The sequence below is a fragment of the Phycicoccus ginsengisoli genome (assembly GCF_054779295.1).
In genome coordinates this window covers 302044-317775 of sequence record NZ_BAAGYN010000004.1, presented here as the reverse complement: position 1 = coordinate 317775, position 15732 = coordinate 302044, and the positions used below count along the sequence as shown (strand labels likewise).

Annotated in this window: 17 protein-coding genes and 1 tRNA gene; 11 read left to right on the top strand and 7 right to left on the bottom strand. The window is 73.0% G+C overall.

Going from position 1 to position 15732, the window contains the following annotated elements; translation table 11 throughout:
• Positions 1–21: 21 nt before the first annotated feature.
• Positions 22–104, bottom strand: a tRNA-Leu gene (locus ACYVDO_RS08870).
• Positions 105–246: 142 nt separating this feature from the next.
• Here ACYVDO_RS08870 and ACYVDO_RS08865 point away from each other — a divergent pair.
• Genes ACYVDO_RS08865 through pknB form a run of 7 tightly spaced genes read left to right on the top strand, consistent with a single transcriptional unit; the run spans position 247 to position 8887 of the window.
• Positions 247–1074 carry an FhaA domain-containing protein gene (locus ACYVDO_RS08865; RefSeq protein ID WP_460934861.1) on the top strand — a complete coding sequence of 276 codons (828 nt, stop codon included), beginning with the start codon at positions 247–249 and terminating at the stop codon, positions 1072–1074.
• Between the two features lie 9 nt (positions 1075–1083).
• Complete coding sequence (locus ACYVDO_RS08860) at positions 1084–1584, top strand: FHA domain-containing protein FhaB/FipA (protein WP_460934859.1); 501 nt, start codon at positions 1084–1086, stop codon at positions 1582–1584.
• 11 nt (positions 1585–1595) lie between these two features.
• The gene (locus tag ACYVDO_RS08855) at positions 1596–2957 is read left to right on the top strand and encodes a PP2C family protein-serine/threonine phosphatase (RefSeq protein ID WP_460934857.1); all 1362 of its coding nucleotides are present in this window, start codon (positions 1596–1598) and stop codon (positions 2955–2957) included.
• Positions 2954–4330, top strand: coding sequence for an FtsW/RodA/SpoVE family cell cycle protein (locus ACYVDO_RS08850; RefSeq protein WP_460935061.1), 1377 nt, complete (start codon positions 2954–2956; stop codon positions 4328–4330). The genes ACYVDO_RS08855 and ACYVDO_RS08850 overlap by 4 nt, the downstream gene beginning before the upstream one ends.
• Positions 4327–5784, top strand: coding sequence for a peptidoglycan D,D-transpeptidase FtsI family protein (locus ACYVDO_RS08845; protein WP_460934854.1), 1458 nt, complete (start codon positions 4327–4329; stop codon positions 5782–5784). Before ACYVDO_RS08850 ends, ACYVDO_RS08845 begins: the two co-directional genes overlap by 4 nt.
• Positions 5781–7031: a serine/threonine-protein kinase gene (locus ACYVDO_RS08840; protein WP_460934852.1), complete on the top strand. Its 1251-nt coding sequence runs from the start codon at positions 5781–5783 to the stop codon at positions 7029–7031. The genes ACYVDO_RS08845 and ACYVDO_RS08840 overlap by 4 nt, the downstream gene beginning before the upstream one ends.
• Positions 7028–8887: a Stk1 family PASTA domain-containing Ser/Thr kinase gene (gene pknB / locus ACYVDO_RS08835; RefSeq protein WP_460934850.1), complete on the top strand. Its 1860-nt coding sequence runs from the start codon at positions 7028–7030 to the stop codon at positions 8885–8887. Before ACYVDO_RS08840 ends, pknB begins: the two co-directional genes overlap by 4 nt.
• A gap of 5 nt (positions 8888–8892) precedes the next feature.
• Here the strand turns inward: pknB and ACYVDO_RS08830 are convergent, their stop codons facing one another.
• The 4 genes from ACYVDO_RS08830 to ACYVDO_RS08815 are packed head-to-tail and all read right to left on the bottom strand — an operon-like array spanning position 8893 to position 11194.
• Positions 8893–9552, bottom strand: coding sequence for an aminodeoxychorismate/anthranilate synthase component II (locus ACYVDO_RS08830; RefSeq protein ID WP_460934848.1), 660 nt, complete (start codon positions 9550–9552; stop codon positions 8893–8895).
• A complete protein-coding gene (locus ACYVDO_RS08825) occupies positions 9549–9755 on the bottom strand; it encodes a hypothetical protein (RefSeq protein ID WP_460934845.1) in 207 nt (68 codons plus the stop codon). The genes ACYVDO_RS08830 and ACYVDO_RS08825 overlap by 4 nt, the downstream gene beginning before the upstream one ends.
• Before the next feature lie 3 nt (positions 9756–9758).
• Positions 9759–10445 carry a class E sortase gene (locus tag ACYVDO_RS08820; RefSeq protein ID WP_460934843.1) on the bottom strand — a complete coding sequence of 229 codons (687 nt, stop codon included), beginning with the start codon at positions 10443–10445 and terminating at the stop codon, positions 9759–9761.
• A complete protein-coding gene (locus ACYVDO_RS08815) occupies positions 10442–11194 on the bottom strand; it encodes a DUF881 domain-containing protein (protein WP_460934841.1) in 753 nt (250 codons plus the stop codon). Before ACYVDO_RS08815 ends, ACYVDO_RS08820 begins: the two co-directional genes overlap by 4 nt.
• Before the next feature lie 65 nt (positions 11195–11259).
• Between ACYVDO_RS08815 and ACYVDO_RS08810 the strand changes: the two genes are divergently transcribed.
• On the top strand, positions 11260–11508 hold the full coding sequence (locus ACYVDO_RS08810; RefSeq protein ID WP_310152181.1) for a cell division protein CrgA: 249 nt from the start codon (positions 11260–11262) through the stop codon (positions 11506–11508).
• Between the two features lie 169 nt (positions 11509–11677).
• Here the strand turns inward: ACYVDO_RS08810 and ACYVDO_RS08805 are convergent, their stop codons facing one another.
• Together ACYVDO_RS08805 and ACYVDO_RS08800 are read right to left on the bottom strand one after the other, a co-directional pair.
• Positions 11678–12592: a rhomboid family intramembrane serine protease gene (locus ACYVDO_RS08805; protein WP_460934839.1), complete on the bottom strand. Its 915-nt coding sequence runs from the start codon at positions 12590–12592 to the stop codon at positions 11678–11680.
• 69 nt (positions 12593–12661) lie between these two features.
• Complete coding sequence (locus tag ACYVDO_RS08800) at positions 12662–13180, bottom strand: peptidylprolyl isomerase (RefSeq protein WP_460934837.1); 519 nt, start codon at positions 13178–13180, stop codon at positions 12662–12664.
• Between the two features lie 180 nt (positions 13181–13360).
• On the opposite strand from ACYVDO_RS08800, the gene ACYVDO_RS08795 reads away from it, so the two are divergent.
• The 3 genes from ACYVDO_RS08795 (at position 13361) to ACYVDO_RS08785 (ending at position 15720) form a co-directional block, all read left to right on the top strand.
• Complete coding sequence (locus ACYVDO_RS08795; protein WP_460934835.1) at positions 13361–14200, top strand: hypothetical protein; 840 nt, start codon at positions 13361–13363, stop codon at positions 14198–14200.
• A gap of 105 nt (positions 14201–14305) precedes the next feature.
• Positions 14306–14833: a MauE/DoxX family redox-associated membrane protein gene (locus tag ACYVDO_RS08790; protein WP_460934833.1), complete on the top strand. Its 528-nt coding sequence runs from the start codon at positions 14306–14308 to the stop codon at positions 14831–14833.
• Between the two features lie 5 nt (positions 14834–14838).
• A complete protein-coding gene (locus ACYVDO_RS08785) occupies positions 14839–15720 on the top strand; it encodes a hypothetical protein (protein ID WP_460934831.1) in 882 nt (293 codons plus the stop codon).
• The last annotated feature ends 12 nt before the right edge of the window (positions 15721–15732 follow it).

Below are 15732 nucleotides of genomic sequence, written 5' to 3'. Positions count from 1 at the left end.
TCGGGGCCCATCGTTCTCGCGTGCGCAAGGGGGGATTTGAACCCCCACGCCCATAAGGACACTGCCACCTGAAGACAGCGCGTCTGCCGTTCCGCCACTTGCGCGTGGACCGCCCTATTGTGGGGTACGCGCCCACCGATCGCCAAACCGGGTCGACACGGGTCGCTTCGTCCCGCCCGGCGACGCGGCTGCACCCACGGGACCCGGTTACGATCGTGTGCCGGACACACGGAAGGAGAGCGAGCGGTGGGACTGTTCGACCGCGTCGAGCGACGCCTCGAGCGCGCCGTCAACGGTGCCTTCGCGCGAGCCTTCAAGTCCGAGGTGCAGCCGGTCGAGATCGCGAGCGCCATCCGCCGCGCCATGGACGACCGCGCCGCCATCCTCGGCCCGGGGCGCACCATCGTCCCCAACCTCTACACCGTCGAGCTGTCCGACACCGACTACGACCGCCTCGGCGGCTATGACGAGGAGCTCGAGAACGAGCTCATCGCGGCCGCCCAGGAGCACGCCGAGTCCCAGCGCTACCAGCCGGGCGGCCCCATCCAGGTCGCCTTCTCCAGCGCCAACGACCTCGAGACCGGCGTCTTCCGGCTGCGGACCTCCACCGCCCGGCGACCCGGCGCCGCTCCGAGCCGCGCGCCGGCGGCATCGCCCGCACCGGCACCCGCCCCGGCACCCGTGCCGCCGCCGGTGTCGGCCCCGGACGCCGACGGTCTCGAGGCCACCCAACGGCAGGCGCCGGTCCAGCCGGCGGCACCGCGGCGCACCAACCCGGCCGACCGCCCGTGGCTCGACGTCGACGGCGAGCGGTACCCGCTCATGGGGGCCATCACGGTGCTCGGCCGCGACGACAGCGCCGACATCATCCTCGACGACCCCGGCATCTCCCGGCGCCACAGCGAGATCCGGGTGACCCACGACGGTCCGCACCTGGTCGCGAGCATCCGCGACCTCGGCTCGACCAACGGGACGTTCGTCAACAGCGAGAGGATCAGCAGCCAGCGCCTGTCCGACGGGGACCGGATCACGGTGGGCCGCACCTCTGTCGTCTACCGCGCCGGTCGGCGGTGATGTCCCCGCATGAGTGAGCTCACCCTGACGATCATCCGCCTCGGCCTGCTCGTCCTCCTGTGGGTCTTCGTGTTCAGCGTGGTGGGCGTGCTGCGCGGCGACCTGTACGGCACCCGCGTCGTCAGCCGCACGCCGCGCCGGTCGGCCCGCCCCGCCCGCGGTGCGACCCCACCCGCCCGGGAGCAGCCGCGGCCGGCCAAGCGGCAGCCGCACTCCTCGAGCCCGCGCACGCTCGTCGTCACCCAGGGTTCCCTCACCGGGACCTCGCTACCGCTGCGCGAGGCCGGCACCGTCATCGGCCGCAGCCCAGAGTGCGCGCTCGTCCTCGACGACGACTTCGCCAGCGGCCGGCACGCCCGCGTGTACCAGCGTGACGGTGCCTGGTTCGTCGAGGACCTCGGGTCGACCAACGGGACCTGGCTGGGCGCCCAGCGGCTCACCGAGCCCGTCCGGGTCGACGCCGGCACCAGCCTGCGCATCGGCAAGACCGTCCTCGAGCTGCGGCGTTAGGCAGCGACCAGATGCCCTTCGCGTTCAACTACGCTGCCCGCTCCGACGTCGGGATGGTGCGGTCGGAGAACCAGGACTCCGGGTATGCCGGGTCCCGGCTGCTCGCCATGGCCGACGGCATGGGCGGGCACGCGGGCGGGGACATCGCCTCGTCCGTGGTCATCGGCGCGCTGGTCGACCTCGACGACGAGGCGCACGGGTCCGCGGAGGCGGGCAAGGCCCTGCTCGAGCGGATCGAGTCGGCCAACGCCGAGCTCGCCGACATGGTCCGCCAGGACCCGAGCCTGCACGGCATGGGCACGACCCTCATCGCCATCCTCCGCTCGCGCAACAAGCTGGTCCTCGCCCATATCGGCGACTCGCGTGCCTTCCTCGTCCGCGACGGTGAGGTCACCCAGATCACCAAGGACCACTCGTTCGTCCAGAGCCTCGTCGACGAGGGCCGGATCACCGCGGACGAGGCGATCGGCCACCCCCAGCGGTCGCTGGTCACCCGGGTGCTCACCGGCGCCCCGGACGACGAGCCCGACATCGCCGTCCGCGAGGCCCGGATCGGTGACCGCTACCTCATCGCGTCCGACGGCCTCACGGACTACGTCGCCGCCGACACCGTCGCCGAGGTGCTCACCGCCGGCGACTCCCCGGGCCGCACGGCCGACCGCCTCGTCGAGCTCGCCCTCAAGGCCGGTGCCCCCGACAACGTCACCATCGTCATCGGCGACGTCCTCGACGCCGCGCGCACCCAGGACACCCCGACCCAGCCGCAGATCGTCGGCGCCGCGGCGGCGCGCAGCGGCCACACCGGCACCCGTCCCATCCCGCTGACCCCCGCGGGCAAGGCCGCCGCGCTCGCCCGCGAGGCGGCCGGCGACGACGGGGACGACGGCGTGGCGCTGGCCGAGGAGGGTCCGGCCGGCCCCGGGCGCTGGGTGCGCCGCCTGGCCCTGCTGGTCGTGGCGCTGGTCGTGATCGGCGGAGGCGCCTACGCCGCGTACGCCTGGACCCAGCGGCAGTGGTTCGTGGGGGCCAACGACGGTCGCGTAGCGGTCTTCCAGGGAGTCTCGCAGGACATCGGGCCGATCTCCCTGTCCCACGTCGAGCAGCAGACCGACGTCCAGGTCTCGGACCTGCCCGACTTCTACCGCAACAAGGTCCAGTCCACCGTCTCCACCGACAACCTCCCCGCTGCCGAGGACCTGGTCAGCGAGCTGCGCCTCGAGGCGTCGCGGTGCGCCGTGGCCCGCGCCACCGGCGGCGGGTGCGACGGCAGCTCGACCGCGCCGACCACCCCGAGCCCCACGACGTCGACCACGACGGCCCCGACCACGACGACCGGCGCCACGAGCAGCCCGTCGACGCGCGCGACACCATGACGACCGTCTCGAGCCACCCCCCGCGCACCCGCCGCAACGTCGAGCTGGTGCTGCTGCTGCTCGCCGTCGGCATCGTCGTCCTGGCCTACGTCAACGTCTCGCTCGCGGTGAGCGGAAGTGTCCCGCCCGGCCTGACCACCCAGGTGGCCGGGCTCCTCGTGCTGGCCGTCGGGTTCCACCTGCTGCTGCGCTGGAAGGCCGCCTACGCCGACCCGCTCCTGTTGCCCATCGTCACCCTGCTCAACGGGCTCGGCCTCGTGATGATCCACCGGCTCGACCTGGCCCACGGCCGCAGCCTCGGCGAGGGCCTGGCCCTCAAGCAGCTGACCTGGAGCGCGCTGTCGGTCGCCATCGCCGCGGGCGTCATCTGGTTCCTGCGCGACCACCGGGTGCTGCGGCGGTACACCTTCACCGCTGCGGTCGCGGCGTTCGTACTGCTCATCCTGCCGCTCGTGCCGGGCATCGGGCGGTCGGTCTACGGCTCGCGCATCTGGATCGGCCTGGGGCCGTTCACCTTCCAGCCCGGTGAGGTGGCCAAGATCCTGCTGGCCGTCTTCTTCGCCGGCTACCTCGTGCAGACGCGCGACGCGCTGTCGCTGGCGGGGCGCAAGGTCCTCGGGCTCACCCTGCCGCGTGGCAGGGACCTGGGGCCGATCCTCCTGGCGTGGGTCCTGTCGCTCGGCGTGCTCGTCTTCGAGACCGACCTGGGTTCCTCGCTGCTGCTGTTCGGGCTCTTCGTGGCGATGCTCTACGTCGCGACCGAGCGGATCTCGTGGATCGCCATCGGCCTGACGCTCTTCTGCGCCGGCGCCTACGTCGCCTACCTCATCTTCGGCCACGTGCAGGAGCGGGTGCAGCTGTGGCTCGACCCGTTCGCCCCCGGCCAGTCCGACCAAGTGGCCAAGGGGCTCATGGGCATGGCGGCGGGCGGCCTGCTCGGCACCGGCCTGGGCCGCGGGCGCCCCGACCTCACCTACTTCGCCGAGTCCGACTTCATCGTCCCCAGCTTCGGGGAGGAGCTCGGGCTGATCGGCGTCTTCGCCCTGCTGGTCTGCTACGTCCTCATCGTCGAGCGGGGCATGCGCACGGCACTGGGGGTCCGGGACGGCTTCGGCAAGCTGCTCGCCGCGGGCCTGTCCTTCTCGGTGGCCCTGCAGTGCTTCGTGGTCGTCGGCGGCGTCACCCGGGTGATCCCGCTCACCGGCCTGACCATGCCGTTCCTGTCCTACGGTGGCTCCTCCCTGCTCGCCAACTGGTCCCTCGTCGCGCTGCTGCTGCGGATCAGCGACCGCGCCCGCCGGCCGGTGGCCGAGGGGCCCGAGGGGCCCAGCGCGGCCGCCGAGGCACGCACCGAAGTGGTGCCGGTCCGGTGAACGCCCCCATCCGCCGCCTGTCGACCGTCGTCGCGCTGCTGTTCGCCGCGCTGCTCGTGTCCACGACGCTCATCCAGTTCGTGCAGGCCAAGTCGCTCAACGACCGTCCCGACAACCGCCGCACCCTGCTGTCCACGTACGCCCGCGAGCGCGGCCAGATCCTCGTGGACGGCACCCCGATCGCCAAGTCGGTGCCCGCCGACGACGAGCTCAAGTGGTTGCGGACCTACCCCAAGAAGGACCTCTACGCCCACGTCACGGGCTACTACTCGTTCACGTACGGCGCCGGGGGCGGCATCGAGGGCGCCGAGAACTCCCTCCTGTCGGGCTCGTCCGACAAGCTCTTCTACCGGCGCGTGTCGGACATCCTCACCGGCAAGGAGCAGACCGGCGCCAGCCTCGAGCTCACCCTGAACGCCAAGGCGCAGGCTGCCGCCGACAAGGCGCTGGGCAACCAGCGCGGGGCGGTCGTGGCCCTCAACCCCAGCACCGGCGAGGTGCTCGCCCTCGTCAGCCACCCGTCCTACGACCCCTCCGTGCTGAGCAGCCACGACACGGCCAAGGTCGTCGCCGCCTGGAAGAAGCTCAACGCCGACAGCTCCCAGCCCATGGTCGACCGGGCCATCGGCGGCAACCTCTACCCGCCGGGCTCGACCTTCAAGGTGGTGACGACCGCGGCGGCCCTGGAGTCGGGCAAGTTCACCGAGGAGAGCCAGATCCCCGGCCCGGCGTCCCTCGACCTGCCGCAGACCACGGTCAACCTGCCGACCGACGACGGCCAACCCTGCGGGCCGAACGGCAAGACCTCGCTCACCCACGCCCTCGAGATCTCGTGCAACACGGCATACGGCTGGCTGGGCATGCAGCTCGGCGCCGACGCGTTCCGGTCGCAGGCGGCCAAGTTCGGCATCGGCGACCGCATCTCGATCCCCATGCCCGTGACCCCCAGCAGCGTCCCGGCCCAGCTCAACGAGCCGCAGCTGGCCCAGGCCGCGATCGGTCAGTACGACGTCCGCGTCACACCGCTGCAGATGGCCATGGTCGCCGCGGCGATTGCCAACAAGGGCATCGTGATGAAGCCGTACCTCGTCTCCAAGGTCACCTCCTCCGACCTCGAGACCATCGACGAGGCCCAGCCGGAGCAGCTGTCCCAGGCCGTCTCGGCCAACACCGCTGCCGCCCTGACCCGCATGATGGAGACCGTCGTGAAGTCGGGCACGGGCACCGCCGCCCAGATCAGCGGTGTCGAGGTCGCCGGCAAGACGGGCACCGCGCAGCACGCCAAGGGCGAGGCCCCGCACGCGTGGTTCATCTCCTTCGCGCCCGCCCAGGACCCCAAGGTCGCGGTGGCGGTCGTGGTCGAGGACGGCGGCAACGCCGGCAACGAGGCCTACGGCGGCCGGGTCGCGGCCCCCATCGCCAAGGCGGTCATGGAAGCGGTGCTGGGCCGATGAGCTTCGACACCGGGCAGGTCCTGGCCGACCGCTACCGCCTCGTCGAGCGCATCGCCGCCGGGGGGATGGGCGAGGTCTGGCGCGCCCACGACGCCACCCTCGACCGGGACGTCGCGGTCAAGGTGCTGCGGCCGGACGGCTCGGACAACGAGGCCTTCGTCGAGCGGTTCCACGCCGAGGCGCGCCACAGCGGCGGCCTGAGCCACCCCAACATCGGCACGGTCCACGACTTCGGCGACGACGAGGGCACGGCGTACCTCGTGATGGAGCTGCTCGAGGGTGAGCCGCTGTCGACGATCATCAGGGACCGCGCGCCGATGCCGCAGGACGAGGTGCGCGACATCCTGGTGCAGACCGCCCGCGCGCTCGACGCCGCGCACCAGGCCGGCGTCGTCCACCGGGACGTCAAGCCCGCGAACATCGTCGTCAACGCCGACGGGTACGCCAAGCTCACCGACTTCGGCATCGCCCGAGCGCTCAACGAGGCGCCGATGACCCAGACGGGCGAGGTGCTCGGCACCCCGCACTACCTCTCCCCCGAACAGGCCCAGGGGGAGCCGGCCGGCCCGCTGAGCGACGTGTACGCCCTCGCGGTCGTCGGGTACGAGATGCTCACGGGCCGCCGCCCGTTCTCCGGCGACACCATGGTCACGACCGCACTGGCCCACGTCAGCCAGCCCGCACCCCAGCTCTCCGACGAGATCCACGACCCGCTGCGGACCACGGTGATGGCGGCCCTGGCGAAGAACCCCACCCAGCGGCCGGCGAGCGCGGCCGCCTTCGCCGAGGCGCTCTCGCTGCCCGAGGGCGAGGTCCCCGAGCACCTCCTGCCCGGCGCGCGCTCGGCGGTGACCCCGGTGGTCGCCGGTGTCCCCAACCTCGGGCCGGACCAGGCGCTGCCCACGTCGGTGCTCGTGACGACGCCGGCCCAGGCGGCCCTGCGCGTCACGGAGAGCACGGTCGAGCACGACACCCGCCGGCCGGCCTGGCTGCTTCCGCTGACCGGCCTGGTCGCGGTCGTGGTGGTGCTGCTCGTCGTGGTCGCACTGGGGAGCCGCGCCGGTGGGAGCCCCACGCCGGGCCCGTCCGGCCCGGGCACGCCGTCGAGCACCTCGGTCCCGTCCGCGACGACGACGGCGCGCCCCCGCCCGACGACGAGCAGTGCGCGACCCGCCGCCAGCACACCGCAGCCCGCTGGGGGCCACTCGCAGGGCAAGGGTCACGGCAAGGGAGAGAAGAAGAAGTGATCGCACGACAGGTCCTGGGGGGCCGCTACGAGGTCGGTGAGCTGCTCGGCCGTGGTGGCATGGCCGAGGTGCACCTCGGGCACGACACGAGGCTCGGTCGCCCGGTCGCCATCAAGATGCTGCGCTCGGACCTGGCGCGCGACAGCTCCTTTCTCGTCCGCTTCCGCCGCGAGGCGCAGTCCGCGGCCGGCCTCAACCACGCCTCGATCGTCGCGGTGTACGACTCCGGCGAGGACACCGTCACCGAGTCGGGTGGCGCCACCCGGCCCGCGCCGTACATCGTCATGGAGTACGTCGAGGGCCAGACCCTGCGCCAGCTCCTCGAGGAGCGCTCACCGCTCGACCCTGCCGAGGCCGCCCGCATCACCGAGGGCGTGCTCGACGCCCTCGCCTACAGCCACCGCATGGGGATCGTCCACCGCGACATCAAGCCGGCCAACGTGATGATCGGGCGGCACGGCGAGATCAAGGTGATGGACTTCGGCATCGCCCGGGCCATCGCGGACTCCAACGCGACGATGACCCAGACCCAGGCCGTCATCGGCACCGCGCAGTACCTCTCGCCGGAGCAGGCCCAGGGCAGGCACGTCGACGCCCGCTCCGACCTGTACTCCACCGGCTGCCTGCTGTTCGAGCTGCTCACCGGCCGGCCGCCGTTCCAGGCCGAGTCCCCGGTCGCCATCGCCTACCAGCACGTGGAGCAGGCGCCGCTGCGCCCGTCGGCGCTCAACCCCGACGTGCCGCCGGCCCTCGACGCCGTGGTCCTGCACGCGCTGGCCAAGGACCGCGAGGCCCGCTACCAGGACGCGACCGCGTTCCGGGCCGACCTGCAGGCCGCGCGGCTGGGCCGACCCATCAGCGACGGTGCGCGGGGCACCGCGTCGCTCGCCAGCGCCCCCGCGACGGTGGCCCTGGCGCCGCTGACCGGCGCGGCCACCACGGTCATCCCGACCGAGCCCGGGTATGCCGGGACGCCGGCCGCCGAGCGCGGCAACACCGCGTCGCTGCCGGCCATCGGGCACGACCCGGACGAGGAGCCGCGCAGGCGGCGCGGCTTCGCCTACGTGCTGCTGCTGCTCGCCGTGGTCGGCGCGCTCGCGCTGCTCGTGCTCGCCGGCAAGTCGCTGCTCAACCGGGCCCCTGACACCACCGCGACGGTGACGGTGCCCGGCGTCGTGAACCTGCCCGTGGAGACGGCCGAGGCCAGGATCCGGGCCGCGGGCCTGGTGCCCGAGCGGATGGACGTCGCCAGCCCCAAGGACGTCGGCACCGTCGTCGACCAGAACCCCGGCGACGGCGAGAAGGCACCGAAGGGCAGCCAGGTGCAGCTGAGCGTCTCCAAGGGCCCGGACACCGTCCAGGTGCCCGACCTCAAGGGATACGCGGCGGACGAGGCCCGCACCACGCTGGCCAACCTCGACCTCAAGGTGGCCTCGCAGACCAAGTCCGTCGACGACTCCGGGGTGGACAAGGGCAAGGTCGTGGAGACCTCTCCCGGCGCGGGCACCACCGTGGCCGCGGGGAGCGAGGTCGTGCTGACCCTCTCCTCGGGCAAGGTGACCGTGCCGGACGTCGTCGGCCGCACCCGCAACGACGCCTCGGACGCCCTGAGCGAGAAGGGCCTCAACATCAAGACGGTGTTCAAGGAGAGCACCGAGCCCGAGAACACGGTCATCGCGCAGAGCATCAAGGACGGCACCAAGGTCGACGACGGGACGACGATCACCATCACGGTCGCCCAGGCGCCCACCCCCACCCCGACCACGACGGCCACCACGCCGACGGCTCCGCCGACGACCACCGAGACCCCGACGCCCACCCTGCCGACGCTGCCCACCACGCCGCCGCCCTCCTGAGGCGGTCAGTCGCCGGCGGCGACGACCCGCGCCACGCCCTCCGCGTCGCGCACGAGCGGGCTGAGCCCGGTCGACCGCTCGACGGCGTCGGCGAGCCCGCACCGGGCCAGCCAGTTCCCGAGGATCCGGTGACCACCCTCGGTGAGGACGCTCTCGGGGTGGAACTGCACGCCGTGCAGCGGCAGGTCCCGGTGCCGGGCGGCCATGATGATCCCGGACTCGGTGTGCCCGTTCGGCACCAGCACCTCCGGCACCGTGCCGGGCTCGATGGTCAGGGAGTGGTACCTGGTGGCGGTGAACGGTGAGGGCAGCCCCTCCAGCACCCCCGTCCCGTCGTGGAGGACCCTGGAGGTCTTGCCGTGGAGCAGCTCGGGGGCGCGAGCGACCGTGGCCCCCAGGACGACGCCCAGTGCCTGGTGGCCGAGGCAGACGCCGAGCATCGGCTGCGCCCGCTCGGCGCAGGCCTCGATCATCGCCATCGACACCCCCGCCTTCTCCGGCGTCCCGGGGCCCGGCGAGACCAGGACGCCGTCGAACTCGGCGCCTGCCGCCGGGCTGATGGCGTCGTTGCGCACCACCTCGCACTGCGCCCCCAGCTGCTGCAGGTAGCCCACGATGGTGAAGACGAAGGAGTCGTAGTTGTCGACCACCAGCACGCGCGTCACGACGCCACCACCCTCGAGACCGTGGCGAGGGCTGCCGCCGGCCCGCGGTCCACGGTGTTGTCGTTGAAGGGCATCGACGGCGCGATCCGGGGGAAGAGCCACAGGAAGCAGAACGCCACCACCGCGGCGAGGAGGACCAGGGCGAGCAGGACCCGCACCACGAGGGGGCCGGGCAGGGCGCGCCAGATCGCGGCATACAGCACGGGTCAGTCTCCCTTCGGGGCGGCGAGGGTGCCCGTGGGCAGTCCCTGGGACCGCGGGTAGGTCTGGTCGAGCTGCGCGAACACGACGTACCGCTCGGCCGCGCTGTACTTCGGGTGGCAGGCGGTCAGGGTCATCCAGCGCCCGGTCGGGGTGGCCCCCGGCTTGTCGGGCACGGGCGCGATCACGCGGACGGCGGTGGGCGCCACGATCTCGTGCCGCCGCACGACGTACACGCTGTAGGCCTGCTTCGTCTCGACGACGATGCGGTCACCGGCGCGCAGCCGGTCGATGTCGTGGAACGGGCGGCCGTAGGTGGTGCGGTGGCCGGCGACGGCGAAGTTGCCCATGGCGCCCGGCTGCGCCGTGCCCGTGTAGTGGCCGACCCCCTGCTGCAGGATGTCCTGGCTCGTGCCCTCCAGCACGGGTCGCGCGTAGTCGGCGCCGAGCCGCGGGATGCGCAGGATCGCGAACGCCTTGCCGAACGGGACCGCCGACGGCGTCTCGCCGGCCGAACCGCCGGTGCGTGCGCCCGCGAAGTCGCGGGAGAGCGCGTGGACGGTGCCGTCCTGGACCCGGTTCGCCGTGACGTCGGTCCACCACAGCTGCCACGCGACGAAGAGCAGCAGGAGCGCGCCGGCGGTCACGAGCAGGTCCCCGACCACGCCGAGCGACCAGCGCAGCGCCTTCACGTGCCGGCCTTGGCGTACTGCAGGTTGATCGACCCCGCGTACGCCGGGAAGGTCTGCTCGGGCCGGGTCTGGACGTCGTAGCCGAGCCCGACGGCACCGACGTACTGCTGGTAGATCTGGACCTCCGGGCTGGCGCGCAGCGCGGCCCGCAGCGCCATGGGGTCGCCCATGGCGGTGACGACGTAGGGCGGGGAGTAGACCCGGCCCTGGAGGATGAGGGTGTTGCCCACGCACCGCACGGCGCTGGTCGAGACGACCCGCTGGTCCATGAGCATCATCGCCTCGGCGCCGCCCTGCCACAGCGCGTTGACCACCGCCTGGACGTCCTGCTGGTGCACGACGTAGTCGTCGAGGGTGAACCCGTCGGGCAGGGTGTCGGGCACGTTCTTGGCGTCGGTCAGGGCGACCCGGACCACCGGCCCGGTCACGGCCTCCGTCCCGGCGGCGAGCTGGAGCCGGTCGGCCTGCCGGCTGAGCTGGGTGACCCGCAGGTCCCCGGGGGCCTGCTGGGCGGACAGGCGGTCGACCTCCGCACGCAGGGACCCCACCTGCTCGGCCTCGCGCGCGTTGCTGCGGCCGTGCTCGCGGATCACCGCCGGCAGGTCCGAGGCGGAGGAGCGCAGGTCGGTGCCCTTGGCGGTCGTCGCGCTGGTCGCGAAGAGGATGCCGGCACCCAGTGCGACCAGGGGGACGAGCGCCGACCAGGGCGTCGGGCGGCGCGTCAGCCACGTCAGCTTCTGGTCGGGCATGGCACTACGCTATGCCACACGTCACGGCGGTCCGAACGCCGCTCGAACTCGCAAGGAGTGAACCCGTGCCGGAGTCCAAGGGCCGCGAGAAGCGCGCCTACACCCCGCCCAGCAAGCCGGCGAAGCCCAAGGTCGGCAACCCGGCATGGTTCGTCCCCGTGATGCTGACGCTGATGGTCGTCGGCCTGCTCTGGATCGTCGTCTTCTACATCACCTCGCAGCGCTTCCCGGTCGAGTCGCTCGGCCGCTGGAACCTCGGCATCGGCTTCGGCCTCATGCTCGTCGGCTTCGGGATGACGACCCGCTGGCGCTGACCCCCGGTCTGTCCACAGGCCGCCGGTTGTCCACAGGGTTGTTCACAGCTGGGGACAGAATGACAGGCGTGTAATACGGCGCTGGTAGGAGCGGCTCGTCCCGCACCCGGCCGAGGACGAAGAGCCCGAACCGGGACGTATGCGGCGCTCGGCCGAGTCCGGGGCGGGTTCAGCCGCCGAGCAGCTGCGCGAGGTCCGGCGTCACCGCGTACTTGACCACCGCCAGCACGACCAGCAGCGCCAGCACCCCGGCCAGCGCGGGCCACTGCCACCGCCGGCTCTCCCGGCCGTTGAGGCCGACGAGCACCCCGGCACAGGCGGCCCCGGTGAGCAGCCCGCCGAGGTGCGCCTGCCAGGCAATGCCGGGCACGACGAACCCGATCACGGCGTTGATGCCGATGGTCGCCCAGATCCCGCCGTTGGACAGGCCCAGCTTGCGGTTGACCACGACGAGGGCGCCGAAGAGGCCGAAGACGGCACCCGAGGCACCGACCGCGAGGGTGAACCAGTTGGTGCCGCCGACCAGCTGCCCGCCGACGATCTGCGGGGGGCTGCTCAGCAGCAGGTAGCACACCCCGCCACCGATGGCCGAGACGAGGTACACCGCGGCATACCGCACCCCGCCGAGCAGCCGCTCGAGGTACTGCGCGCCGACCACCCACAGGGCGAGCATGTTGAACAGGATGTGGGTGATCTGGCTGGGGCTGTGCGCGAAGGCGGAGGTGAGGAACCGCCACGGCTCGCTGCGCCCGAGGGCCGGCACGAACCCGATGTCGCGGGTCAGCCCGGGCACGGCGAGCTGCAGGACGTAGACGAGCACGCACAGCCCGATGATCGCGTAGGACACCACGGGGGCACCGTGCGGCCGACCGCCGAGGACCGTCCGGGTCGACCGCACCGTCCTGGCCTGCTCGCGCACGCAGTCGACGCACTGCACGCCCACGGCCGCCGGGCGCTGGCACTCGGGGCACACCGGGCGCTGGCACCGCTGGCAGCGCACGTACGAGACCCGGTCGGGGTGGCGCGGACAGACCGGCGGCGCCTCCTGTTGGGGGGAGGCGCCGTGGGGCGGGGGCTGGGTCATGCGTGACCTTCCGGGTCGGGGTGCACCGGCCGGCTCTGGGTCGGGGACACCGGGACCGGTCGGGGCGGCTCAGTCGTTGACGACGACCTGTTCGATGACAACGTCCTCGACCGGCTTGTCGTTCGCGCCGGTGCGCACGGTGGCGATCTTGTCGACCACCTCGCGGCTGGGACCGTCGGCCACCTCGCCGAAGATCGTGTGCTTGCCCTGCAGCCAGGTGGTCGGGCCGACGGTGATGAAGAACTGCGAGCCGTTGGTGCCCTTGCCCATGCGCTTGCCGGCGTTGGCCATCGCGAGCATGTAGGGCTTCGTGAAGTCCTTGTCGGGGCTGATCTCGTCGTCGAAGGTGTAGCCCGGCCCACCGGTGCCCTGGCCGAGGGGGCAGCCGCCCTGGATCATGAAGCCCGGGATGATGCGGTGGAAGACCAGCCCGTCGTAGAACGGCGTGGGGTTGGAGCGGCCCGCGTCGTCGCGGTACTCCTGCTCGCCCTTGGCCAGGCCGACGAAGTTGCGCACCGTCTTCGGCGCGTGGTCGGGGAAGAGGGTGACCTTGATGTCCCCATGGTTGGTCTTGAGGGTGACGTCCATGGTCGCCATCCTGTCACGGCCCCCGGGGCCCGGCCGAGCGAGGCCGCCGGGAGCCGGCGTGCGCCGCCGGCCACGGGGCCCCGGCGAGGGGTCCGTGGCCGGCGGCGGGCTTGCCGACCAGCCGAAACACGGCAGGATGGACGGCGAGACCAATGTCCGCGACAGCCCACGGGAGGCATGGTGTTCCGCACCAGGACGAAGACCGAACAGGCCAGCGAGGCCGTGCAGCAGACGGCCCAGAACGCCGCGGACTACGCGGGCGCGCTGAAGGAGCGCGTGGTTCCGGCCGCCGAGGTCGCGCGTGAGGCGGCCTCCTCGGCCAAGGACTGGGCGGGTCCGCACGTGGAGGCCGCCCGCGACTGGGCCAAGCCCAAGGTGGACCACGGCATCGAGGTGGCGGCCCCGAAGCTGCAGGAGGCCGTGGAGAGCCTGGCCCCCAAGGTGGACAGCGCCCGCGACACCATCGTCGACTCCCTCCTGCCCAAGGTCGCCGAGGCGATCGCCGCCGTCGCCGCGGCCTCGGCGGCGGCCAAGGAGTCCGCGCGCGACGCCGCCGGTGACGCAGCCGAGCGCTCGTCCGCGGCGTACTCCGTCCTCACGGGCGACGCGGTTGCCAAGCCGCGGCGGCGCAAGGGCAGGGTCCTCATCGTCCTCGGCGTCATCGCCGCTGCGGCGGCGGCGTTCGCCGCCTTCCGCAAGTCGGCGCCCCGCGAGGACCCCTGGGCCACGCCGCTGGACGACCCGTACACCGCGCCCTCGGCAGGGCGCAGCTCGTCGGTGAGCACCGGCACCGAGAAGGTCTCCAGCCTCGCCGACGCGGCGAAGGACAAGGCCTCCTCGGCCGCGGACGCCGTGAAGGACAAGGCCTCCGACGCCAAGGACAAGGCCGCCGACGCCGCCTCGAGCGCCAAGGACAAGGCCTCCGGGACGGCCAACCGGACCAAGGGGGCTGCCCAGGGCGCCGCGGAGACCGCCCAGGACGCCGCCGAGGACGCCAAGGGCCCGGACACCTCGGCCTGAGCGCCACCCGCACCACCTCTCAAGCGGGGGTCGCGGGACGACATCGTGGGACGCCCGTCCCCGGTTGCGTCCGGCGGCCCCCGTCGTGACGTAGCGTGGGGTGACATGTGGGGCGTCGTGGCCGGACCGTTCCTCGCCGCGGCGGGACTGCTCGTGGTGGCCGGGGTGCCCAAGGTGCTGGACCCGCTGCCCCTCGTGCGTGCGGTGCGCTCGGTCGGCCTGCCCGTCCACCGTCACCTCGTCCGCGGCTTCGCGGCCACGGAGGTGCTCGTCGGTCTCTGGGCCCTGCTCGCACCCGGCCGGTATGCCGCCGGGCTGGTGGCCGCGGCCTACCTCGTGTTCACCGCGTTCGTCGTCCGGGTCCTGACCCGCGGTGGGGTGCTCGGCTCCTGCGGCTGCTTCGGAACGCCGGACACGCCCGCCACCCGCACCCACGCGGCCCTGACCGGCGCCGCGTTCCTGGTCGCAGCCCTCGTCGCGGCGGCGCCACCCCGCACCCCCTGGGCCGGCGTCGAGGCCCCCACCCTCGCGACCGCCGGCCTCGCCGTCGTCATCGCCTTCCTCGCCTGGCAGGTGATGGTCGTCCTCCCGACGACGACACCCGCCGCCGTCCGCAGCACCACGAAGGGCTGATCCCCATGCTCGCCGCCGTCGTCGCCGAAGGCGTCGCCATCGTCCTGCTCGGCCTGCTCGTCCTGGGCCTGCTGCGCAGCCACGCCCTCATCCTCAAGGCCCTGCACGAGCTCGGCGCGGGTCTGGAGCTCGAGAAGGACGCCGGCACCGGGGTCACCCGCGCCACCAGCGGCGGCGCGCCCGGCCCCGTGCCGGTCGAGCTCGAGAGCGGGGTCGTCCCCGCCACCCGGCACGACTCCGCGCGGGGCCACGACGTGGCCGGCACCGGGCTGGACCGCGCCGAGCGGCGGCACGACGTGACCGCCCCCGGCACCCGGACACTGCTGGCGTTCCTCACCAGCGGGTGCAGCGTGTGCCAGACCTTCTGGGAGGAGTTCCAGCAGGAGGTCGACGTCCCCGGCGACGGGTCGCTCGTGGTCGTCGCCAAGGGTCCGGAGGAGGAGTCGGTCAGCGGCCTCAAGGCCCTCGCCGGCCGCCTCGACGTGGTCCAGTCGAGCCGGGCCTGGGTCGACTACGACATCCCCGGCTCGCCCTACTTCGTCTACGTCGAGGGTGGCACCGTCACCGGTGAGGGCTCGGCCACCACGTGGGCCCAGGTGCGCGACCTCATGGCGCAGGGCGTCACGGACGCCGACGAGGCCCGGGTCGCGGCGGGGCGCACCGGTCCGGGGCCGGTGGGCTCCGCGCCGTCCCTCGACGACGGGGGACGCGACAGCCTGACGCGCATCGACGCAGAGCTGCAGGCGTCCGGCATCACGCCCGGTCACCCCAGCCTGTTCACGTCCCCGGACCCCGAGCCCGTCGACGCGACCGGGCACGCGCACCACCACTCGCACGACCACTCGCACGACCACTCGCACGACCACTCGCACGACCACGACGCCTGACCGCCGTGGACG